Source organism: Mesocryomonas lacus, assembly GCF_055730105.2.
Genome location: NZ_JBUZWF020000003.1, coordinates 487,420 through 509,904, shown reverse-complemented (window position 1 = coordinate 509,904; position 22,485 = coordinate 487,420). Strand labels below are relative to the sequence as shown.

At 66.8% G+C, this 22,485-nt stretch carries 18 protein-coding genes; 9 read left to right on the top strand and 9 right to left on the bottom strand.

The annotated features are described in order from the left end of the window. Positions 1-33 precede the first annotated feature (33 nt). The 3 genes from ACZLZQ_RS12195 to ACZLZQ_RS12185 all read right to left on the bottom strand — a co-directional run bounded on the left by ACZLZQ_RS12195 (position 34) and on the right by ACZLZQ_RS12185 (position 2,911). The gene (locus tag ACZLZQ_RS12195) at positions 34-1,449 is read right to left on the bottom strand and encodes an FAD-binding oxidoreductase (protein ID WP_472949585.1); all 1,416 of its coding nucleotides are present in this window, start codon (positions 1,447-1,449) and stop codon (positions 34-36) included. Positions 1,450-1,531: 82 nt separating this feature from the next. After that, positions 1,532-2,023, bottom strand: a complete 492-nt coding sequence (locus ACZLZQ_RS12190) for a cupin domain-containing protein (RefSeq protein WP_472949584.1) — start codon at positions 2,021-2,023, stop codon at positions 1,532-1,534. 9 nt (positions 2,024-2,032) lie between these two features. Beyond that, positions 2,033-2,911, bottom strand: a complete 879-nt coding sequence (locus ACZLZQ_RS12185; protein WP_472949583.1) for a dienelactone hydrolase family protein — start codon at positions 2,909-2,911, stop codon at positions 2,033-2,035. A 178-nt stretch (positions 2,912-3,089) separates the two neighbouring features. Between ACZLZQ_RS12185 and ACZLZQ_RS12180 the strand changes: the two genes are divergently transcribed. Together ACZLZQ_RS12180 and ACZLZQ_RS12175 are read left to right on the top strand one after the other, a co-directional pair. Beyond that, positions 3,090-6,239, top strand: a complete 3,150-nt coding sequence (locus ACZLZQ_RS12180; protein ID WP_472949582.1) for an ATP-dependent helicase — start codon at positions 3,090-3,092, stop codon at positions 6,237-6,239. A 166-nt stretch (positions 6,240-6,405) separates the two neighbouring features. Next, positions 6,406-7,473 (top strand): cobaltochelatase CobT-related protein, encoded by a 1,068-nt coding sequence (locus ACZLZQ_RS12175; protein ID WP_472949581.1) that lies wholly within the window; start codon positions 6,406-6,408, stop codon positions 7,471-7,473. Positions 7,474-7,690: 217 nt separating this feature from the next. Here the strand turns inward: ACZLZQ_RS12175 and ACZLZQ_RS12170 are convergent, their stop codons facing one another. The 3 genes from ACZLZQ_RS12170 to ACZLZQ_RS12160 all read right to left on the bottom strand — a co-directional run bounded on the left by ACZLZQ_RS12170 (position 7,691) and on the right by ACZLZQ_RS12160 (position 10,432). After that, the gene (locus ACZLZQ_RS12170; RefSeq protein WP_472949580.1) at positions 7,691-8,077 is read right to left on the bottom strand and encodes a DUF2019 domain-containing protein; all 387 of its coding nucleotides are present in this window, start codon (positions 8,075-8,077) and stop codon (positions 7,691-7,693) included. Continuing rightward, on the bottom strand, positions 8,074-8,904 hold the full coding sequence (locus ACZLZQ_RS12165; RefSeq protein ID WP_472949579.1) for a hypothetical protein: 831 nt from the start codon (positions 8,902-8,904) through the stop codon (positions 8,074-8,076). Before ACZLZQ_RS12165 ends, ACZLZQ_RS12170 begins: the two co-directional genes overlap by 4 nt. Positions 8,905-9,598: 694 nt before the next feature. Next, a complete protein-coding gene (locus ACZLZQ_RS12160) occupies positions 9,599-10,432 on the bottom strand; it encodes a metallophosphoesterase family protein (RefSeq protein WP_472949578.1) in 834 nt (277 codons plus the stop codon). A 279-nt stretch (positions 10,433-10,711) separates the two neighbouring features. Here ACZLZQ_RS12160 and ACZLZQ_RS12155 point away from each other — a divergent pair, with 279 nt between their 5' ends. After that, the gene (locus tag ACZLZQ_RS12155) at positions 10,712-11,194 is read left to right on the top strand and encodes a BA14K family protein (protein WP_472949577.1); all 483 of its coding nucleotides are present in this window, start codon (positions 10,712-10,714) and stop codon (positions 11,192-11,194) included. Positions 11,195-11,287: 93 nt separating this feature from the next. Here ACZLZQ_RS12155 and ACZLZQ_RS12150 read toward each other — a convergent pair whose 3' ends face one another. Then, positions 11,288-12,409 carry a mechanosensitive ion channel family protein gene (locus tag ACZLZQ_RS12150; RefSeq protein WP_472949575.1) on the bottom strand — a complete coding sequence of 374 codons (1,122 nt, stop codon included), beginning with the start codon at positions 12,407-12,409 and terminating at the stop codon, positions 11,288-11,290. Between the two features lie 207 nt (positions 12,410-12,616). Further along, positions 12,617-14,437 (bottom strand): aminopeptidase P family protein, encoded by a 1,821-nt coding sequence (locus ACZLZQ_RS12145; RefSeq protein WP_472949574.1) that lies wholly within the window; start codon positions 14,435-14,437, stop codon positions 12,617-12,619. 213 nt (positions 14,438-14,650) lie between these two features. Here ACZLZQ_RS12145 and ACZLZQ_RS12140 point away from each other — a divergent pair, with 213 nt between their 5' ends. Further along, positions 14,651-15,475: an alpha/beta fold hydrolase gene (locus ACZLZQ_RS12140; RefSeq protein ID WP_472949573.1), complete on the top strand. Its 825-nt coding sequence runs from the start codon at positions 14,651-14,653 to the stop codon at positions 15,473-15,475. Positions 15,476-15,535: 60 nt separating this feature from the next. Here the strand turns inward: ACZLZQ_RS12140 and ACZLZQ_RS12135 are convergent, their stop codons facing one another. Then, entirely contained in the window at positions 15,536-16,774 is a 1,239-nt protein-coding gene (locus ACZLZQ_RS12135) for an NAD(P)/FAD-dependent oxidoreductase (RefSeq protein ID WP_472949572.1), read from the bottom strand. A gap of 64 nt (positions 16,775-16,838) precedes the next feature. Between ACZLZQ_RS12135 and ACZLZQ_RS12130 the strand changes: the two genes are divergently transcribed. From ACZLZQ_RS12130 to ACZLZQ_RS12110, 5 genes are all read left to right on the top strand, one after another. Further along, positions 16,839-17,756: a dihydrodipicolinate synthase family protein gene (locus tag ACZLZQ_RS12130; protein ID WP_472949570.1), complete on the top strand. Its 918-nt coding sequence runs from the start codon at positions 16,839-16,841 to the stop codon at positions 17,754-17,756. Further along, positions 17,753-18,754 carry a 4-hydroxyproline epimerase gene (locus tag ACZLZQ_RS12125; RefSeq protein ID WP_472949917.1) on the top strand — a complete coding sequence of 334 codons (1,002 nt, stop codon included), beginning with the start codon at positions 17,753-17,755 and terminating at the stop codon, positions 18,752-18,754. Before ACZLZQ_RS12130 ends, ACZLZQ_RS12125 begins: the two co-directional genes overlap by 4 nt. Beyond that, a complete protein-coding gene (locus tag ACZLZQ_RS12120; RefSeq protein WP_472949569.1) occupies positions 18,754-19,416 on the top strand; it encodes a GntR family transcriptional regulator in 663 nt (220 codons plus the stop codon). Before ACZLZQ_RS12125 ends, ACZLZQ_RS12120 begins: the two co-directional genes overlap by 1 nt. 108 nt (positions 19,417-19,524) lie before the next feature. Continuing rightward, positions 19,525-19,962, top strand: a complete 438-nt coding sequence (locus tag ACZLZQ_RS12115; RefSeq protein ID WP_472949568.1) for a MarR family transcriptional regulator — start codon at positions 19,525-19,527, stop codon at positions 19,960-19,962. A gap of 87 nt (positions 19,963-20,049) precedes the next feature. After that, a complete protein-coding gene (locus tag ACZLZQ_RS12110; RefSeq protein ID WP_472949567.1) occupies positions 20,050-22,449 on the top strand; it encodes a membrane-bound PQQ-dependent dehydrogenase, glucose/quinate/shikimate family in 2,400 nt (799 codons plus the stop codon). Positions 22,450-22,485 lie beyond the last annotated feature (36 nt).

Here is a 22,485-nt window from a genome sequence, read left to right as displayed (position 1 = left end):
GACGATAGGCCAGAATGCAGCGGCTTTGTCGATTCAGTCGGCCATGAAGATCTTGCCGGGATTGAGGATATTGCGCGGATCGAGCGCCTGCTTGATCTGCCGCATCACTCCCAGCGCTTCGCCGAGCTCATCCTCGAGATAGCCGCGCTTGCCCTGGCCGACGCCGTGCTCGCCGGTGCAGGTGCCGTCGAACTTCAACGCGCGCTGCGACAGCCGGGCAATGAAGGCCTCGGCGCGGTCGATCTCCTCCGGGTTCTCGCGGTCGAGCAGCAGCGTCACGTGAAAATTGCCGTCGCCGACATGGCCGACGATCGGCGCGATCATGCCGATCGCGGCGATGTCGTCCTGGGTCTCGCCGATGCAGTCCGACAGCGACGAGACCGGCACGCAGACGTCGGTCGCGATCGCCTCGGCGCCCGGCCGCAGCGTCATGCCGGCCCAGTAGAAGTCGTGCCGCGCCTTCCAGAGCTTCGCGCGTTCTTCGGTGCGCGTCGAGCTGGCGAAGGTCCCGCCGCCGTTCTCGGCGGTGATCGCCTCGAAGAACTCGGCCTGCTCCGCCACCGATGCGGCCGAGCCGTGCAGTTCCACGAAAAGGCACGGCGAGTGCGGCAGGTCGATCTGCGAATAGTTGATCGAGGCCTGCACCGCGAGCGCGTCCAGAAGCTCGATGCGGGCCACCGGAATGCCCGCCTGGATCGTCTGGATGACCGCGTCGCAGGCCTGCCGAACGCTGGGAAACGGGCAGACGCCGGAGAGGATGGTGTCGGGAATGCCGTAGAGCTTGAGGTTCAGCTGGGTGATGATGCCGAGCGTGCCTTCCGAGCCGACCAGCAGCCGCGTCAGGTCGTAGCCGGCCGAGGTCTTCTTGGCGCGGCGCGCGGTGCGCACGATCCGCCCGTCCGCCATCACCGCCGTCAGCCCGATCACGTTGTCGCGCATCGTGCCGTAGCGCACCGCGCTCGTCCCACTCGCCCGCGTCGCGGCCATGCCGCCGAGCGTGGCGTTCGCGCCGGGATCAATCGGAAAGAACAGGCCGGTGTCGCGCAGCTGGGCGTTCAGCGCTTCGCGGGTGATGCCCGGCTGGACCGTGACGTCGAAATCCTCGGGGTTGAGCTGCAGAATCCTGTCCATGCGCGACAGGTCGACGGAGATGCCGCCTTGCGGCGCGTTGACGTGGCCTTCGAGCGACGAGCCGATGCCGAAAGGCACGATCGGGCAGGAATGCTGATGGCAGACCAGCACGAGGTCGCGCACGTCCTCCTCGCTTTCGGCGAAGAACACGGCGTCGGGCATCTGGTTGGGGATGTAGGTCGTCGTGTGCGCATGGGCACGTCGGACATCCGCGCCGGTCGACAGCCGCTCGCCGAACTTCTCCTTCAGGGCCGCCACGGCCGTGGCCGTTCCCGTCCGAGGCTCTACGCTCTCGCGCCTGATGTCGGCCAGTGTCATGCCCGTTCTCCTGCTTTTCTCAGACGGGCATGCCATAAAGCGGCGGGGTCGCGCCAGAGGTCTGGGCTGCGCGTTTGCGCCGCTACCGCCAGGCCGCCAGCCGACCGGGCTCGTCGCCGCTCAGCGGGTCCATCACCGGCAGCGCGAGCTGGCCGATCGACCGCGCAGCGACCACCAGCGCCATCGCGCCGGCGCGGGTGATGGCGCCATTCTGGTCGGGCGGATAGGCGCCGACCACCTGGAAGTCGGGCGAGGCCGAAAGCCGCTTGTGCCCGACGCCAGCGGGAATGATCACGGCATCGCCGGGCGTCATCTCCACTTCCTCGCCGGTATCGCCGCCGAAACCGATGCGGGCATGCCCGGCAATGCAGACGAGAACCTCGTGCCCGGCCGCGTGATAATGCCAGTAGTCGTAGACCGTGTAGGTCCACGTTCCCTGCCAGCCGTGGCTGCGCAGGAGATCGTGGACGGCATTCTCCGACAGATCGGGACCGACAGCCCCCGCCGCGACGATCAGCGGCAGCGTGCTGTTCGGCATCTCGCCGAGCGGATCGGGATGCAGGTAGTGCAGCATGGGCCCTCCTCAGCTGAGCTTGGTCCTCAGGAATGTCGTCGTGCGCTCGAAGGCGAGATCGGACGCCGCCTTGTCGTAGCGGGCGACTGATGTGTCGTTGTTGAAGGCATGGTTGACGCCATCATAGACGAAGATCTGATGCTCGACGCCTGCCTTCTCGAGGGCATCGCGGTAGGCGGGAATGCCGGCATTGATCCGGTCGTCGAGGCCGCCATAGTGCAGCATGACCGCAGCCTTGATCTTCACCACATCCTCGGCCTTCGGCTGGCGGCCGTAATAGGCGACGCCGGCGGCGAGGGCAGGATCGGCGACCGCGAGGTCGTTGACGAGACCGCCACCCCAGCAGAAGCCGACGGCGCCGACCTTGCCGTTGACGCCGTCGGCCTTCGTCAGCCAGTCCGCCGAATCCTTGGCGAGCGCCGTGGTCACCGAGGGATCGAGCGTGCCGATGAGGTCGCGTGCCTTGTCCTCGTCCGGCGGGGTGCCGCCGTTCGCCGACAGGAAGTCCGGCGCCAGCGCCACGAAGCCGGCCTTGGCGAGCCGCCGTGCCACATCCTGGATATGCCCGTTGAGGCCGCGGTTCTCGTGGATCACCATGACGCCGGGAAGCGAACCCGCCGCATCCTTCGGCCGCGCGAGATAGGCCTTCATCTCGGTCTCGCCGGCGCTGAAGAGGACCCAGGACGTCTCGATGCCGGGATCGCCCTCCGGCACGATCGCCGCCTCGGCGTTGGAGGCCCCCAGCATCGGCGCGATCGCGGCGGCAGCGGCCGCCGAACCGGCAAGGCCGGTCAGCTTCTGCATGAAGCCCCGTCGGTCGAGCGTCAGATGGGTGTACTCGTCATAGGCGTTGATCATCGCCTGGGTGATGGCGGGCGTCTTGGTCATCTCGTATCTCCCTGGTTTGGTCCTCAGCTTAAATGCTGACCCCGCCGGATCAACCACGGCGCGACCAAATATCTGGAAGATTGCCGCAGATGGCAGCGCCCGCGCCGGAGGACGGCGGGAACCGAGGTGTGACCGCGTTCCCCTAGTGTTCCGGCGAGCGGCCGATTAGATAGGGAATATGAGCGATTCCAGCATTCCCCGCCGGCCCGACGGCGCGTCCCGGCCCGACGGCGAGAGCCGGCCCCCGGCCCCCCGCGCCGGCGGCATCGCCGCACGCGCGCTGGCCGCCCGCGGCGGACCGAAAGCGCCGGACTATCTCGAGGGCCTCAACGCCGAACAGCGGGCCGCGGTCGAGGCGACCGAGGGGCCCGTGCTGGTGCTCGCCGGTGCCGGCACCGGCAAGACACGCGTTCTGACTACGCGCATCGCCCACATCCTCGCCACCGGCAAGGCCTTCCCCAGCCAGATCCTTGCGGTGACCTTCACCAACAAGGCGGCGCGCGAGATGAAGACGCGCATCGGGCTTCTCGTCGGCGGCGGCGCGGTCGAGGGCATGCCCTGGCTCGGCACCTTCCACTCCATCGGCGTCAAGATCCTGCGCCGGCACGCCGAGCTGGTCGGGCTGAAGTCGAACTTCACCATCCTCGACACCGACGACCAAATCCGGCTGATGAAGCAGCTGATCCAGGCCGAGAAGCTCGACGACAAGCGCTGGCCGGCACGCGCCTTCGCCGGCCTCGTCGACGGCTGGAAGAACAAGGGCCTGACGCCGAAGGACATTCCCGAGGGGGATGCGCGCGCCTTCGCCAACGGCCGCGGCCGCGAGCTCTACCAGGCCTATCAGGACCGTCTCGTGGCGCTCAACGCCACCGATTTCGGCGACCTCCTGATGCACCCGATCGCCATCTTCCGCGCGCATCCCGACGTCCTCGCCGACTACCACCGGCGGTTCAAGTACATCCTGGTCGACGAGTACCAGGACACCAACATCTCCCAGTACCTCTGGCTCCGCCTCCTCGCCCAGCGCCCGAAGCGGCGGGATCAGGCACAGTCGATCTCCCCCCTTGAGGGGGAGATGCCTGGCAAGGCAGAGGGGGGCGCGCGAGATGCAGCGCTTGCGAATAGCGCAACAGCAGAGGTGGGCGGCAGCTCGCCCCCCTCTGGCCTGCCGGCCATCTCCCCCTCAAGGGGGGAGATCAGCGCGTCAGCGTATGACGACCTCGTTGACGACGGCGACAACACCCCTCCCCCCTGGGGCGAAGCCTCCGGTGGCCGATCGGCCGTAGCGGCTGCGGAAGCCGAGCCCCGCCGCTACAGCGCGAGCGACAGCGTCAACATCTGCTGCGTCGGCGATGACGACCAGTCGATCTACGGCTGGCGCGGCGCGGAGGTCGACAACATCCTGCGTTTCGACAAGGATTTCCCCGGCGCCACCGTCATCCGCCTCGAGCGCAACTACCGCTCCACCGCCCATATCCTCGGCGCGGCGTCCAAACTCATCGCGCACAACGAGGACCGCCTCGGCAAGACGCTGTTCACCGAAAAGTCCGACCCCGCCGACGACAAGGTCGAGGTGCATGCCGGCTGGGATTCGGAAGAGGAAGCGCGCGGCGTCGGCGAGGAGATCGAGCAGCTTCAGCGCCAGGGCCATAAGCTCAACGACATGGCGATCCTGGTGCGCGCCTCGTTCCAGATGCGCGAGTTCGAAGACCGCTTCGTCACCCTCGGCCTCAACTATCGCGTCATCGGTGGCCCGCGCTTCTACGAGCGGCAGGAGATCCGCGACGCGCTGGCCTATTTCCGCATCGTGGTGCAGCCGGCCGACGACCTCGCCTTCGAGCGCATCATCAACACGCCGAAGCGCGGCCTCGGCGACGCCGCCATCCGCTTCCTGCACGACCACGCGCGGGCCCGCGGCATCCCGATGATGGCCGCCGCAGAAGAGGTTGCCGCCACCGAGGAATTCAAGCCGAAACCACGGAAATCGCTGCAGGAGGTGGTGGCCAACTTCCAGCGCTGGTCCGGCCTCCTCGCCACGATGAAGCACACCGACCTCGGCGAGATGATCCTCGAAGAGAGCGGCTATACCGAGATGTGGCAGAACGACCGCTCCGCCGAGGCGCCGGGCCGGCTGGAAAACCTCAAGGAGCTGATCCGCTCCATGGACCTCTACGAGAGCTTGCCCGGCTTTCTCGAGCACGTCTCGCTGGTGATGGACGCCGAGCAGAACGCCGAGCTCGACGCCGTCTCGATCATGACGCTGCATTCGGCGAAAGGCCTTGAGTTCGAGACGGTGTTCCTGCCTGGCTGGGAAGAGGGCCTCTTCCCGCACCAGCGGGCGCTCGACGAGGGCGGCCGCTCCGGCCTCGAGGAGGAGCGACGGCTCGCCTATGTCGGCATCACCCGCGGCAAGAAGCGGGTGAAGATCTGGTTCGTCTCCAACCGGCGCATCCACGGCCTCTGGCAGTCGACCATCCCCTCGCGCTTCCTCGACGAGCTGCCGGAGGCGCATGTCGAGGTGATGGAGCCCTCGACCTCCTATGGCGGCTACGGCGCCGGCGGCATGGGCGGCTACGGCGCCTCGCGCTGGGATGCCGACGCCTTCTCCACCACCTCCTACCAGACCCCCGGCTGGAAGCGGGCACAAGCCGCGCGCGCCCAGCAAGGCGGCGGCGCCGCCGGCGGCCGCGACACCGCCTGGGGCAACCGCTCCGGCCCGAAGGACACCGCGATCAGCTACGGCGAGCGCGGCGCGACCGGCGCCAACCCGCGCAGCAACGTCTCCGCCAAGGCCGACCGCTACGCCGCCGAAAGCGCCAGGAAGGCCGGTTTCGAGGACCACGAGTTCTCGCAGGTTCCGCCCGACGACAACGACGACGAGTTCGGTTCGAGCGGGGGCAGCGGCTCTTCGCACGGATACAGCAACACGTCCGGCCCGTCCGCCGGTGCGCGCCACGCTTCCGGTTCCGCCGCTGGCGCCCGCACCGCCGCCGGCAGCGGCGGCCAACCCGGCTTCAGCGACGCCACCGGCTTTGCCGGCCGGATGCAGCCGCCGGCCCGCGGCAGCGTCTCGCCCGGCTCCAACCAGCCGCCGCCGCGCCAAGGCTTCCACGCCGCCGCGCGCGCCGGCGGCCCGCGCGAGATCCAGGGCGAGCTGGTCGCCAAATCCGTCATCCAGGAGGCCAGCCGCTTCACCATCGGCGACCGCGTCTTCCACCTGAAATTCGGCAACGGCACCGTCGCGGTCGTCGAGGGCAACAAGCTGACGGTCGACTTCGACCGCGCCGGCCAGAAGCGCGTGCTGGACGGGTACGTGCAGGGGGCGTGAGGGCCCGGTCACGGTCAAAGGTTTGCCGGGCATGCAAGGTCTAGCGTCGGCGCTGCCACGATGTATGCTTTGGGCATCCGAGTGAGATCGAGAGACCAATCTATCGATTTCGCGGGAGGCGCGCAGGCCAGACATTATTCTGACAGCAAGTCGGGAGGGTTGGCGCATGAACCACTTCCGATCCGTGGATCCCGCCGAATGGCGTCGACCCTTCGCGGCGCTCAAGAGGACGTTGCGGCGGGCGCTGATGCGTCTCGCACCCCTGCTCGGATCGAAGGGCGCCGGACCTCACCAGACTCAGCCGGAGAACGATGACCCGCCACTATCGCCCCGCGACACAGAAGCGTTCGCGCCCGAGGTCCATTCCCTTCGACGCTATGCTTCGAAGAAAGCCCGTTTCAACAATCTGACGCATCTCGATTATTATGCTTATACCAAAGAATTCGACGAGACGATCGATGCCCTGTCCATGCTCGACGAGGCGGAAGCGGATTTCTTGGCCAGCCGTCTAAGCAAACTCAAGGTCGATCGCCGCGCTCAAACTCAACATGCAAAACATCTTCTGGCGGCCAGCCTGCAAGGTTGTGCCGCCGGTGGCGTCGCCGTTTCATTTCTGATCGACAACTCCGGCAGCATGCGCGGAGAGAAGATCGCTAAGATCGTTTGCTGGATCTCGGAGATATCGAGCGTACTTTCCGGTCTTGGCATTGCCCATGAAGTCCTCGGCTTCACGACCAGAGAGTGGATCGGTGGTCGCTCGCGAGCGCTGTGGATTTCCGATGGGAGGCCGCCCTCTCCAGGCCGTCTAAACGATCTTCGACACATCGTGTACAAGAGCTTCGAGGCACACGGTGATGCGGACCGGACGTTTGCCTTGATGCTGTCCCCGGCGATTCTGAGAGAAAACGTCGACGGCGAGGCTCTTCTGTGGGCGTATTCACGGCTTTCCGTGGTGCCACAAACGCGCAAAATCCTGCTCGTCATTAGCGACGGGGCACCCGTTGACGACTCGACGCTGAACGAAAATTCGGAAAAGATACTTCGTCAACACCTCCTCAAGACGATCGAATGGATCGGAGCAGGATCAAAAATAGAGTTGTACGGAATTGGGATCGGCTTCAGAGTACAAGACTATTATGATGAGCATGGATTCCTAATTGAAGATGAACACGGCTGGCCTAGATTTGCAGCTATTATAATTAATATCTTATCCCGTAGAGCACACGCGCAATAGCTTTACTTTTGTAAGCCCCTTGTAAATGCGCTTAGCGTAGCACGAATGCCAGGAATGCACTCAAGGCATCCACTTTCGGTTCACTGGTCTGACGACGTTAATTTCCTTGCGCTGCAACCAACATCGCTTTTTAAAGGCCTTTGCCGCGCAAGGTTGGATGCGCAAGCTTCCAGTTCCCGCCAAAAGATTATCGCGGAGACGAATGCTCGTTGCCGTTCTAGCTCGGAACATAGCTCCCTTCGTCCAGCGAGCGCAGCATACCGCTGGCATCCGCAGCGCAGGGCGGAATCTTCCAATCGCGAATTCGCTCGAGCATTCTTCGCGCTGCGACCGGCTCGACCGCGAGCAAGGCGATGGCGGCATTGAGCCTTGCTCGATCGCTTCGATGGTGGAACAGCGCCATCAACGCCCGCCGCCCATCGCTTGGCCGCCGACGCAGTTCTTTCTCTACGGCCTCGCGCATGACAAAGAGCCGATTGAAGCGCGCAATCTCGTCATTAAGTTCGGCGTCGTCTTGTGCTGTGCCGATATCGGCAAAGCGCTGGACGAGTTCACTTGTGCTCAATTTCTTAAGATCAGAACAATTTAACTGCACAACCATCATGGCAACAGAACTCCCCTGCTGATAAGCTCCTCGATTCCAACTTTATAGCGCTCGTCCCAACTCCTCCCCCGAAGATAATCTCTTGGCGACAATTCATCAAAACGCTGATTTCGACGTTGAAACCAAGCATTGATCTCATGATGCTTGAATTTCGGAACCCGTACCAAGTTGTCCCTACCATTGATCTGTGACCACGGAAAACCGTCTTTAGCAGCGCTTTCCTTCTCGACGATGTGGTGGATCTCATACCCCTTCTGTCCGGGCACCGCCAAGCGCTTCAAGTCGTCCAGTGTTCTGGGTGGATCAAAATATGATTGGATCTCTGGATAGTGCTCGTCCAACCATTGTACCACTCGGATCGCGTCGATGAAGATGCGGATTGGCAACGGCGCTCGGCGGGCCAGCGCCATGGCGATCCACTTGACCACCTTCTTAACGATCAGGTTCCTTGCTTTCACCGTTGCAGGTGCTTGGGAGGGAAGGGTCAGTGGATTGTCGGGCGGCAGGTCGACTGCGCCTTCTCCCTCGGAGCCGGGCGTCCGCACCCGTGACCCCTTCGGCGGCGTCTTCGGGTCCTCCGGCGGCAACGGGATGTTGACCTCAATCCCGGCCAGCCGGCTTCCTTCCTGCCGCCTTCCCTCGTCCCGCCATTGCCCGCTGATGTCGCCGCTGCCCTTCGGCCAGCGGGGCTGACTTTCCCGGTATCCGGACTTCAACGTCAGCCGGTGCAGGGTGGCGAACGCGAGCAGCACCTGTAGGCCGCGACACTCCATCCGCTGCGCCAGCAGCGCGGGGAGTGTCTCGAAGTATTCCCTTCCTGCCCCCATCAAACCCTCCCGTTGCGTTTCCGGATTTTATTCCGGTACAGCGGGGAGGCGGAAAACTTTCAGGAGGGGCACATTTGAAGTCTCTACCCTGCCCAAGAGCACTGAAAATTTGCTAAAACCGGCACCTGAACAGGCGCAAACATCGCCTCGCCTCGCGATCAAAGCCGGTGAATATCTAAGACCCTAGATGCCTAAATAAGATTAATTTCCTTTATGTTCCCTCCCCCGCTATCTTCCCCTCACCGCTGTCCCCGCGAGGGACGCGAGTGATCACCGGGATCGCTCGGGGGATGGCGGGCGGTGTCCGGGCGTTGCTCTCTCCGGGGAGCGGTAGCCGGCCTCCCCGGAGAGGCCGCCTTTGGCACGGGCGGCGGCGCCGGTATCCGGTGGCGGCGCGCCCGTGGCAACGGCGCGGCGGCGGCGGAGTGGGAGGATGGGTGGAGCGTCGGGCGGCCGGAAAGGCCCCCACAGCTCGGCCGGGCGCCGCGCGGAACGCCGGAGGCGCTTCGCTTTCATCCAACCCCGCGCCTCCGGCGCCCGCTGTCTTTTCGGAGCGTCGGGACGGATGCCGGAACCCCTGCAAAACCCGGCTCGAACGCGAGGGCGGGAACCCTTCGCTTGCCCGCCGCAAGGAAAGTCCGACCAGCCTCGATGCCCTGGCGGCCCCTCGCGGCTCGCTCCGCCGCCCCGGCTCTCAGCCGGCGACGGCGCCGATCGCGACCGGCGCCGGCGCCGTACCGCGGGTGATCCAGCCCTCGCCGCTCCATTCGCGCACGGCGATGTCGATCCGCTGCGGGCCGATGGCGACGAGGTTGTAGGCGTTCGGCTCGCCGCGCAGCCGGGTCGAGATCGAGGTCGAGGCCTGCGCGACGATCATCGCCGGTGCGCCCCCCTCCCCGACGACGACGAGGCCCGGCGGGTGATGGCGGACGTAGGACATGTGGAAATGCCCGGAGAGCACCAGCCGCACGCCCAGCCGGGCGAATGTCGCGAGCGCGAGATCCGCCCGCTTGACCAGGCGGATCGACACCGGCACCTCCGGCTGCATCAGCGGATGGTGCGCGACGACAATGCGCACAGCGCCCGGCGCGCTGGCCACGAAGCGCTGCTCGAGCCGCTCGAGTTGGCGCCGTCCAATCGAGCCGTTCGCCCAGTTCCAGCCCGGCCGCACCCGCCGGGCGGTGTTCAGTCCGGCAATGGCGAGAGGACCGATCTCTCGGAACGGCTCGAGGTCGTCGGCGATGAACTGGCGGTACCGCCCATAGGCGTCGGCGAAGCGCTTGTAGACATTGCGCGCCGGCACGTCGTGATTGCCGGGCACCGCGAAGACGGGCGCGGTCAGGCGATCGAGGAAGGCGCGGGCCGCCGCAAATTCGCGCCGGCTGCCGATCTGCGCAAAATCCCCGCTGATCACCACGAGATCGGGCGCCTGCTCCTCGACGTCGGCGAGCAGCGTTTCGGCAAGCCTCGTATCGTGACGTCCAAAATGCAGGTCGGAGAGATGCGCGATGCGGAACGTGTCGGCCAAAAGGTCCCTCTTCCGGTGTCGCCGCTCGTCACCGCTGTGCTGGACGGGGTTTTCCAGGAGAACCCGACATCCGCGCCCCGATTAGCGCGTCCTGGCGAATTCGTGAAGATGCGGGCATCCGGCAGGGACCAGCGTCGGGCTGCTTGCGCACGGTGACCTTACGTTAACGCTGCCGCGCGGGTTGGCAGGGCAAACGTCCATCCCAGGCTCCCTTCAGGAACCGTTCATGTGGGGAATGGTTAGTCGAAGAACATCCAATGACAAAATCGGAGAACAGGCATGCGCATTTTCAGGTCGCTGGCGACCAAGGTTTTGGCGGTAGCACTGGCATTCTCGGTGGTCCCGGCGGCAATTCCGTCGAACGTTCCGGTGGTCGGCATCAGCAAGGCCGAGGCACGTGATCATGGCGGACGCCGCTATCACGGCGGCAGAAGCTATGGCGGCGGGCGCCATTACCGCGGTGGCCATTCCTACCGTGGGGGCCGCTCGTACCGCGGTGGTCGCTACTACGGCAACAACCGCCGCTACTACAACCGCCGCCACCACCGCAACAACAGCGGCGCGCTGATCGGCGGCGCGATCCTCGGGCTCGGCGTCGGCGCAGCGATCGCCAACTCGAACCAGCCACGCGCCTATCGCGGCGGCAGCTATGCCGTCCGCAGCCAGGCATGGTACGATTCCTGCGCCGCCCGCTACCGCACCTTCGACCCGCGCAGCGGTACCTACCAGCCGAACAACGGCCCACGCCGCATGTGCCGCTAACCGGCACTGACACGGTCGACCCTTCAGAAGGCCCCGCGAGATTTTCGCGGGGCCTTTTTCATTGCGCTCTCGAAGGTGCGACCATGCCGTACTTCACTGGCGACGGGCTGTGGCCCTCTCAGAAACCCGGACGGGAAACTCATCGCGCGGCGCGGAAAAATCCGTGCGTGTTCTTGGCAGAGACGCTGGATAATTCTCCTGCAGGAAACCCATCATCGCCTCGCGTACTTCGCAGCGCAGATCGAAAGCCTTGCCGGAATTGTGCGCGCTGACGAGCATGCGGATTTCCACCGTGCTCTCCTTGAAGTCCGTCACCTGTAGATTGACGACCTTGCCGTCCCAGAGCGGCGAAGCGCGGGCGATCTCCTCGAGCTTGGTGCGCAGCGCGGCCACGGGGACGGTGAAGTCGGTGTAGAGGAAGACGCTGCCGATCAGTGCCGAGCCCTCGCGCGTCCAGTTCTGGAACGGCTTCTCGATGAAATGGCTGAGCGGGACGATCAGGCGCCGCCAGTCCCAGAGACGGACGACGACGTAGGTCGCTGTGATCTCCTCGACATTGCCCCATTCGCCCTCGACCAGAAGCGCGTCGTCGATCCGGATCGGCTGGGTGATCGCCAGCTGGATGCCGGCGACGAGGTTCTTCAGGATCGGCTGGAGGGCGAGGCCGGCGACAAGGCCCGCCGCACCCGCCGAGGCGAGAAGGCTGACGCCATACTGGCGAACGCTGTCGAAGGTCATCAAAGCGGCCGAGACCGTCACCACGAGGATCAGCGTCTCGGCGACCCGCTGCAGGATCCGCGACTGCGTGGCGTGCTTGCGGGCGAGAAGATTGTCCTCGGAGTCCAGCTTGAACCGGCGGAGGTGAATGGTCGTCCAGATCTGCAGCGCCGTCCGCGCGAACCAGCCGACGAGGATGACGAAGGCGACCGTCGTCAGGCGCGCGACCACGACGGCGGCCTCGTAGGGCAGCGGTGCCGCGGGCGCCACCGCCGCGACGGCCAGCGTCATGAAGGCCAGGCGCGTCGGGTTCTTGGTCCGTGACACCAGCGAGCGGGTGAACAGGCTGCGGGTCTGCACGATCCGCATGACCGACTGGAAGACGATCCGGTGCAGTCCCCAGGCCAGAAGCACCGCCACGCAGAGGATGATGGTGCTGGAGACCCAATCCGGTGCCCAGGACAGGTAGCGGTCGATCTCGATCGGAAGTTCGTCCATGCTGGCCTCGCTTTTCCAATCCCTTCCAAAGGGCCCGCGAGTCCGAACCGTTCCGCACCGCAGCATGCCGATTTCGCAAGTGCAGTATGCGGGAAGGACATCACGCCCGAGGGCAGCCGGTGCTCTCCCCCCGCGCGCGCAAACGCTCTGATCGACGGCGCAAGCGTACCGGCGGGCGGGACTTAGGCCTTCCCGCCCGCTGCCCGGTCAGCGTTCCAGTGGCGCCGTTGCAGTCGCCAGCCATTCCCCTGTCTCGGCATCGACGACGGGCGTCAGCAAGGCCGCGACCTCCGCATGATAGCCGTCGATCCAGGCGCGCTCGCTGGCGTCGAGCAGGCCGGGGACGATCAGCCGCCGGTCGATCGGGGCGAAGGTCAAGGTGGAGAACGAATGCATCGGCAGGTCGCCACCCTCCGGCACCTCGGCCGGTTCGATGTGGATGAGGTTCTCGATCCGGATGCCGAAAGCCCCTTCGCGGTAGTAGCCCGGCTCGTTCGACAGCATCATTCCGGCCTCCAGTACCGCGATGCCGCGCTTCGAGATCGACTGCGGCCCCTCGTGCACCGCCAAGTAGGAGCCGACGCCATGGCCGGTGCCGTGCGCATAGTCGCAGCCGGCCTTCCACAGCGCGATGCGGGCCAGCGGGTCGAGGTCGACGCCGCGGGTGCCCTTCGGGAAGCGGGCGGTGGAGATGGCGATCATCCCCTTCAGCACCAGCGTGAATTTTTGGCGCATCTCCTCCGTCGGCGTGCCGATCGGCACGGTGCGGGTGATGTCGGTGGTGCCGTCCTGGTACTGCGCCCCGGAGTCCAGCAGGAACAACTCGCCCGCACCGAGCATCCGGTTGCTCTCGCGGTTGACGCGGTAGTGGACGATCGCGCCATTCGGCCCGGAGCCCGAAATGGTGTCGAAGGAAATGTCGCGCAGCGCCATGCCGTCGGCGTCGCCCGCCTTCCGGCGAAAAGCCTCCAGTGTTTCGGCGGCGACGATTTCGCTCACCGTCCCCGGCGTCTGGCGGTCGAGCCAGCACAGGAATTGCGTGATCGCGGCACCGTCGCGGCGATGGGCGGCGCGGGAGCCCGCCAGTTCCACCGCGTTCTTGATCGCCCGCGGCAGCCGCGCCGGGTCGGTCCCCTTCAGGACCGTCGCCCCGCCCTCCTCCACCAGCGTGGCAACGCGCGCCGCCGCCAGTTGCGGATCGAGCATCACGGTGCCGCCGAGCCTGCGCAGCGCCGGCTCGAAGGCGGCGGGTTCGGCAAGATCGGCGAGACCGTTGAGATAGGCCCTCGCGGCCGAATCGAGCTTGTCGGGATCGATGAAGAGGCTCGGCCGCCCCGCCGCCCGCAGCACCGCGAAGGCGAGCGGCAAAGGGGTGTGCGAGACGTCGGTGCCGCGGATGTTGAAGACCCAGGCGATCGAGGACGGATCGGTCAGGACGACGCTGTCGGCGCCCTCCCGTGTCAGCACGGTGGATAGCGCCGCAAGCTTTTCGGCCGCGGGCACCCCGGCATAGCGCTCGGGATGCGGGCTGACCGCGCCCTTCGGCGGCGCCGGCCGGTCGTTCCACAGCCGGTCGACCGGGTTGCCGGCGAGCGTCACCAGCGCGCCACCCTTCGGCTCCAGCGCCCCGGAGAGCTGGCGCACTTCCGCCAGCGTATGCAGCCAGGGATCGACGCCGATCTTCAGGCCGCCCGCATGCTCCTTGAGGAAGGCCGGCAGCGAGGTCTCGACCGAGTTCCACGGCTCGAACACCTGAAGGTCGACCTGATCGCGGACCTGCAGCGTATAGCGCCCGTCGACGAAGATTGCGGCCCGGTCTGCCAGCACCAGCGCGACGCCGGCCGAGCCGGTGAAGCCGGTCAGCCAGGCCAGCCGGGCGGCCGAGTCCGGGATGTACTCGCCCTGGTGCTCGTCGGCGCGGGGGATGACGAAGCCGTCGATCCCCTGGTCGGCCATGATCTGACGCAGCCGCGCGACCCGCCCGGCGCTCTGGCTGAAGTCGATGGCGTCGTCGAAGTTCTGGAACATGGAAATCCTCGCATCGCATCGGCCGGCACCGGCCCGCCGGCCTTAGACCATATCCGCCGTTGCCATGGAAAGTACCGGGGCCGTCCCGCCCGGCAAGCTTTGCCACCCACCGAACCAGGCATGGACACTCCCGCCCCGGCGTTTTTAAGTAAGGCGAAGCAGTGCCGGCGCCGGCCTATCGGCCCGTCCCGACAGTTCCCTGAGGAGAACCGCATGCCGACGATCCATACGCAGGACGGCACCGAAATCTTCTACAAGGACTGGGGCAGCGGACAGCCGCTCGTCTTCCACCACGGCTGGCCACTCTCCGCCGACGACTGGAACAGCCAAATGCTGTTCTTCGTGCAGCACGGCTTTCGCGTCATCGCGCACGACCGTCGGGGCCACGGCCGCTCGGGCCAGACGACCACCGGCAACGAGATGGACACCTATGCCGACGATGTCGCCGCGCTCGCAGCGGCGCTTGACCTCCAGAACGCCGTGCACATCGGCCATTCCACCGGTGGCGGCGAAGTCGCGCGCTATCTCGGCCGGCACGGCACCAGCCGCGTCGCCAAGGCCGTGCTCATCGGCGCCGTGCCGCCGATCATGCTGAAGACGGAAGCCTATCCCGGCGGCTTGCCGATGGCGGTCTTCGACGGCCTGCGAAAGGCACTGGCCGACGACATGGCGCAGTTCTACCGAGACCTCCCGGCAGGTCCCTTCTACGGCTACAACCGCGCCAACGCGAAAATCTCCGAGGGCGTCAAGGAGAACTGGTGGCGGCAAGGCATGATGGGCTCGATCCACGCCCATTACGAGTGCATCAAGGCCTTCTCCGAGACCGACTTCACCGAAGACCTGAAGTCGATCGACGTGCCGGTGCTCGTGATGCACGGCACCGACGATCAGATCGTCCCCTACGCCGCCTCGGCCCCGCTTGCCGCAAAACGGCTGCCGAAAGGCACGTTGAAAACCTATGAGGACTTTCCGCACGGCATGGCCACCTCCCATGCGGACGTGATCAACGCCGACATCCTGGCCTTCCTTAAAAGCTAAAACGGCGGGCGCCCTGAAGGCCCCCCGAAGGGCGCTCCGTCTTCCGAGCCCTCGGCCGGTTCAGCCGAAACGCGCGAGCGAAAGCGCCGGCTGGGCAGGCTCGAAGCCATTCATCAGGCCGGCAACGCGCTCGCCGGTGAGCGGGCCGAGGGTCAGGCCGAGATGCTGATGGCCGAAGGCGTAGAACAGGTTTGCGGCCTGCGGGGCTCGGCCGATGGCGGGGAGATAATCGGGCAGCGTCGGCCGCGCCCCGACCCAGCGGCTGAAGGGGCCTGCCACTGGCAAGCCGAGCTCGGCGACGTGTCGTTCCAGCGTCTCCCACCGGCGCGGATTGCCGGGTTTGTCGAAGCTGCCGAACTCGACGAAGCCGGCCGCCCGGAGGCCGCTCTCGAACGGCGTGACGATCATAGACCGCTCCTCGAACACCACCGGCGGCAGGCCTTCCGGCCAGCGGTGGTCGGCGGCCTGGATGTGATAGCCGCGCTCGGCGATGATCGGCACCGACAGGCCGAGCGGCCGCAGAAGCTCGCCGGACTCGACGCCCGCAGCGATCAGCAGCGCTTCCGGCGACAGCTTGGCGCCAGAAGCAAGATGCAGCACCGCCTTGCCGTCCTCCAGCCCGACGCCCCGAACGAGGCCGGCAAGGACGGTGCCACCCGCTGCCGCGAACGCCTGTCGCAACGCCACCATCACGGCGCCGGGATCGGTGACCTGGCCGGTGTTCTCGAAGATGACCGCGGCCGTCGGCGGCTGCGCCATCACGCGGCCGAGCGCGGCCCGCTCTGCGGCATCCGCCACATGGAAGCGCGCCGTCCCGGTATCAGTCTGCTGCCAGGCGGCGACGCCGGCGGCGGCGGCACGAGGATCATGCCAGACGACGGCATGGCCGTTCTCGATGAGGACACCCTCTGCGCCAAGGCTTCCCGCCAGACGATGCCAGGCCGGCATTGCCCCGGCCAGCAGCCCCGCCAACACCGCATGGCCCTCGGCAAGGCGGGCCGGCGTCGAGGCCCTTGCGAGGCGCAGCGCGAAGGGCAGCCAGCGCCGGACGTCGCTCGGCGGCAGCGACAGCGCCCCGCCGCGCACGGTCAGCCGGCGCGGCGCGGACGTCAGTGTCGCCATCGACGCCAGCGGCACCACCTGCTCGATCGCGACATGGCCGGCATTCCCCCAGGATGCCGGCGGCACGGCGCGCGCGGGATCGACGAGCAGCACCGGAACGCCCTGCCGCTGGAGCGCCAGCGCCGAACACAGGCCGACGATGCCGCCACCCACCACCACCGTCCGCTTGTCGCCCACTTGACACCCTCCGCTTCACAGTATCGTATATATTATACGATTTTGAGATCAAGAGGAGCCCGAGATGGCGAAGACCGGTTGGCATGGCGTATTTCCCGCAGTCACGACGCAGTTCCGCGAGGACATGTCGGTCGACGTCGAGGCGACGCAGGGCGTGCAGGATGCGCTGGTGCGCGACGGCGTCAACGGCCTGATCCTGATGGGCACCTGCGGCGAGAACAACTCGCTCGACGGCGAGGAGAAGCGGACGATCCTGAAGGCCGCCGTCGAAGTCGTCGCCGGCCGCGTGCCGGTGCTGACAGGCGTCTCCGAGTTCGACACCCGCCGGGCCGTCGCCTATGCCAAGGACGCCGAGAAACTCGGCGCCGACGGCCTGATGGTGCTGCCGGCCATGGTGTACGTGCCGAAGCCCGCAGAGCTCGTCGCCCACTTCCGCGCCGTTGCCGAAGCGACCAGCCTGCCGATCATGCTCTACAACAACCCGCCGGCCTACCGCGTCAACATCGGCGCCGACGTGCTGCGGGCGCTGGAGGACGTGCCGAACATCCTCGCGGTCAAGGAAAGCGCCCCGGACCCGCGCCGCTTCACCGACCTCATCAACGATTTCGGTGATCGCTTCGACCTCTTCGCCGGCCTCGACGACGTCGCGCTGGAAGGGCTGATGCTCGGCGCCAAGGGCTGGGTCTCCGGCCTCACCAGCGCCTTCCCGGCCGAGTCGGTACAGCTCGTCGCCGCCTGCGACCGCGGCGACTGGGAGACCGCGCGCATGATCTACCGCTGGTTCATGCCGCTCCTGCACCTCGATGCCGAGCACGACCTCGTGCAGTCGATCAAGCTGGCCGAAGAGATCATGGGCCGCGGCTCCGAGCGCGTGCGTATGCCCCGCATGCCGCTCACCGGCGAGCGGCGCGCGGAGGTCACCGCCATGGTCGAGAAGGCCGCGGCGACCCGGCCGACGCTGACCATGTCCAAGGCCGCCTGATGCGCCACACCTTTTTCTGCATCGACGGCCACACCGCCGGCAATCCGGTTCGGCTGGTGGTCGGCGGCGCGCCGCTGCTGCAGGGAAGCTCCATGTCGGAGCGCCGCCAGGATTTCCTGGCGCGCTTCGACTGGATCCGCACCGGCCTCTGCTTCGAGCCACGGGGCCACGACATGATGTCGGGCGGCTTCCTCTACCCGCCGACGCAAGCGGACACCGACATCGGCATCCTGTTCATCGAGACCAGCGGCTGCCTTCCGATGTGCGGCCACGGCACCATCGGCATGATCACTTTCGGCCTCGAGCATGGGCTGATCCAGCCGCGCACGCCGGGCCGGCTGCGCGTCGAGGTGCCGGCCGGGGTGATCGACATCGGCTATGCCACCGAGGGCGCCAAGGTGACCTCGGTGAAGATCACCAACGTTCCCGCCTACGTCGCCGCGCGCGGCATCGAAATCGACGTGCCGGACTTCGGCCCGCTCACCGTCGACGTCTCCTATGGCGGCAACTACTACGCCATCGTCGAGCCGCAGGGCGCCTATACCGGGCTCGACGCGCTGGGCGCGAGCCGCATCGTCGAGCTGTCGACGCTGGTCCGCACACTGGTCCGGGAGAAATTCGAGCCGGTGCATCCGCTCGACCCGACCATCCGCGGCGTCAGCCACGTGCTCTGGGCGGACGTGCCGCGCGGCGACGGCGCCGATGGGCGCAATGCGGTGTTCTACGGCGACAAGGCGATCGACCGCTCGCCTTGCGGCACCGGCACCTCCGCCCGCCTCGCCCATCTTGCCGCTACCGGCCGACTCCAGCCCGGACAGACCTTCGTCCACGAGAGCTATATCGGCAGCCGCTTCGTCGGCACCGTGGAAGCCGAGACCACGCTCGGTGGCGAGACGGCGATCGTGCCGTCGATCGAGGGATCGGCTGTCGCCACCGGCTTCAACACGATCTGGATCGACCGCGAGGATCCCTTCTGGCAGGGCTTCCAGGTCGTCTGATGAGCCTGATCGTCAAGACGGCGCTGGCCGACCGCATCGTCGACATCCTCCGCGACCGGATCATCGCCGGCAGCATTCCTGCGCATGCGGCGATCCGCCAGGATGCGCTGGCGACCGAGCTCGGCGTCTCGAAGATCCCGCTGCGCGAGGCCTTCGCCAAGCTCGAGCAGGACGGGCTGGTGCTGTCGGAGATGAACCGCGGCTACTTCGTCCGGCCGCTCTCGGCCATCGAGGCCGAGGACGTCTTCGATCTGCGCCTGAAGATCGAGCCAGACGCCGTCGGCGCCGCGTCGCAAAGGCTGACGCCGGACGACATCGCGCAGGCGCGCGCCGCGCTGGACGGGCTGAACCGCGCCGCGCGGGAGCACAGCACCAGCGCGGGCACGCTGAACCGCGCCTTCCACATGGCGCTGATCCGGCCGGGCGGGCGCCCGGTGACGGTGCAGACGGTGGAGCGGCTGCAGGTGATCGCCGAACGCTACGTCGTCAAGCATCTCGAGCCCCGCGGCCGCGCCGAGCGGGCCATCGACGAGCACGAGACGCTGTTCGACGCCTGGGCGGCCGGGTTGAGAAGCGAAGCCGCAAGGCTCAGCACCGCCCACATCGCCAGCACCCGCGACGATCTCGACGCCGAACTTCGGCGGGCCGCGGCAAACGCCTGAACGGCCCTTGCCCCTATCCCGCCCCGCGCCGCCGCCGAAACGGGTTGACGACCTCTCGCAAGAGGATTACCAGACTGATAGCCTAGCTAACTAGTTTGGACATCCGCCATGTTGTCGCTCGAGGATTTCGGCCTCAAGCTCCACCTTCTCTCGCGGCTCCTGCGGCGGGAGATCGATGTGCTGCTGGAACCGCACGGCCTCTCCGAGGCGAGCTTCCTGCCGGTGCGCTATCTCGCCCGCTTCGGCGAGGGCCTGCGGCAAGTGGAACTTGCCGATGCCATGGGCATCGAGGGGCCGACCCTCGTGCGGGTGCTCGACCAGCTGGTGAAAGCCGGGCTCGTCGAGCGGATCGACGATGCGGTCGACCGCCGCGCCAAGCGCGTCCACCTCACCACCGAAGGCGAAGCCTTCCATCGACGTTTCCAGGAGACTTTGCTGGAGCGTCGGCAAGTTTTGTTTGCCGGGGCGACCGCCGAAGATCTGGAGGCGGCGCTTCGCGTCTTCGACGTGCTGGAGACGACGCTGCGAAAAAGCCGCTCGTCCTGATCTTTTCCCAGTCTTTTTCAAGCCGGAACCAACGCCGCCATGAGCGCGGCGAAGCCGGTCCAACTCTGTGTGTGTAAGGAGAATTCGATGATAGCGGTCATAACAGGCTGGGTTGTCGCGCTGGTGGGCGCGGCGATCCTCGCGGCGGGGGTTTACCTCGTCTCGCTGGGCGGCAGTCCCTTCTATATCGTCATGGGCCTTGGCTTGCTTCTGTCGGCTTTCCAGCTGATCCGCCGCCGCCAGTCGGCGCTGACGGTCTTTGCCGTCGTCCTCATCCTCACCTTCGCCTGGACGCTCTGGGAAGTCGGGCTGGACAAGTGGCAGTGGATCCCGCGCGGCGCGCTGATCACCTTCATCGGCCTCTGGATGGCGCTGCCCTTCGTCACCGGCACCTTGCGCCGCGCCGATGCCGCCCGCGGCACGTCGCCGTCTGCCGCCGCCGGCCTCTTGCGCGGCACCGTCGCTGCCATCGCCGTCCTCGCCGTCGGCGCCTGGTTCTACGATCCGTTGCTCGTCGCCGGCGAGCTGCCGCGCGAGGCCGCCGCGGCGCCACCGGCCGCCGTCGGCACACCCGCTTATCCAACAGACGACTGGACGGCCTATGGCGGCACCAATCTCGGCCAGCGCTATTCGGCGCTGTCGGACATCAACCTCGATACGGTCAAGAACCTGAAAATCGCCTGGGAGCACCATACCGGCGACCTGAAAGGGCCCGACGACGCCTCAGAATATACCTTCGAGGCGACGCCGCTGAAGGTCAACGGGATGCTCTACCTCTGCACCCCGCACAACATCGTCGAGGCGCTCGAGCCCGAGACCGGCGCGGTGAAGTGGAAGTTCGATCCCGGCCTGAAGCCGAACGCGGTTTACCAGCACCAGACCTGCCGCGGCGTCTCCTATCATGACGAGGCGACGGCACCGGCTTCGCAGCCCGCCTCCGCCGAGACCGCCGCCGCCATCGCCGCCTGCCCGCGCCGGGTCATCGCGACGACCGTCGATGCCCGGCTGTTCGCGATCAATGCCGACACCGGCGCGCTTTGCGCTGGCTTTGGCGACAACGGCTACGTCAACCTCCTCGACCAGATGCCGAACGTCCGCGAAGCCACCTACATGCAGACCTCGGCGCCGCTGGTGACCAAGGGCCTGATCGTGCTCGGCGGCTCGATTGCCGACAACTACTACAAGGACAACGCGTCCGGCGTGATCCGTGCCTATGACGTCAGGACCGGCCAGGTCGTCTGGAAGTTCGATGCCGGCAAGCCGGACGAGACCGCGCCCCTGGCGCCCGGCGCCACCTACGAGGCGAACTCGCCGGTCGCCTGGACGACGCTCAGCGCCGACGAGGCGCTCGGCCTCGTCTATGTTCCCTTCGGCAACAAATCGCCGGACATGTTCGGCCAGACCCGGACGGCAGAGGACGAGCGCTTCGTCGATGCGCTGACCGCGCTCGACATCACCACCGGCCAGCTGCGCTGGACCTTCCGGTCGTCCTATCACGACCTCTGGGACCGGGATAACCCGTCGCAGCCGACGCTGATCGACCTGCCGGTGAACGGCGCGAATGTGCCCTCGGTGGTGCTGCCGACCAAGAACGGCAACCTCTTCGTTCTCGACCGCCGCGACGGCAAGCCGGTCCTTCCGGTCTCGGAGCAGCAAGTGTCGACGGTGACGGACGTGCCGAACGAGCACCCGTCGCCGGTACAGCCGATCTCGTCGCTGAACTTCACCCCGCCGCCGCTCACCGAGAGCGACATGTGGGGCATCTCGCCGATCGACCAGATCCTCTGCCGCGCCGAGTTCCGCCAGCGGCGCTATGACGGCAACCCGTTCACCCCGCCGACCATCGCGGGATCGCTGACCTATCCCGGCAATATCGGCGTGTTCAACTGGGGCAGTATCGCCGTCGATCCCGTCAACAAATGGCTGATCGCCACGCCGCTCCGCCTCTCCTACCTCTACAACGTGCTGCCGCGCCCGGCCGGCAACACCGACGAGCGGCTGGTGACGAAGGAGGGCACGCGGCCGATCAACGAGAACATGGGCGGCCCCTATGCGGTCTCGATCCAGAACTTCCGCTCCGGCCTCGGCCTGCCCTGCCAGGCGCCGCCTTGGGGCCTGATGGCCGGCGTCGACCTGAAGACCGGCAAGACCGCCTGGACGCGCCGCAACGGCACGGTAAAGGACCAGAAGATCATGGGCCTCACCTGGCCAATCCCGATGCCGATGGGCATCGTCGCGCATGGCGGCACACTGACGACGGCGGGCGGCGTCTCCTTCACCGCGGCGACACTCGACAACTATCTGCGCGCCTACGACATGAGGAGCGGCGAGAAGGTCTGGCAGGCGCGCCTGCCGGCGGGCGGCCAGGCCACGCCGATGACCTATCGCGGCAAGGACGGCAAGCAGTACGTCGTGCTCGCCGCCGGCGGTCACGGCTCGATCGGCACGACGCCGGGCGACAGCGTCATCGCCTACACGCTGCAGTAGCGCGGCGAACATTCAGGAGAGGGGCAAGGACGGCAC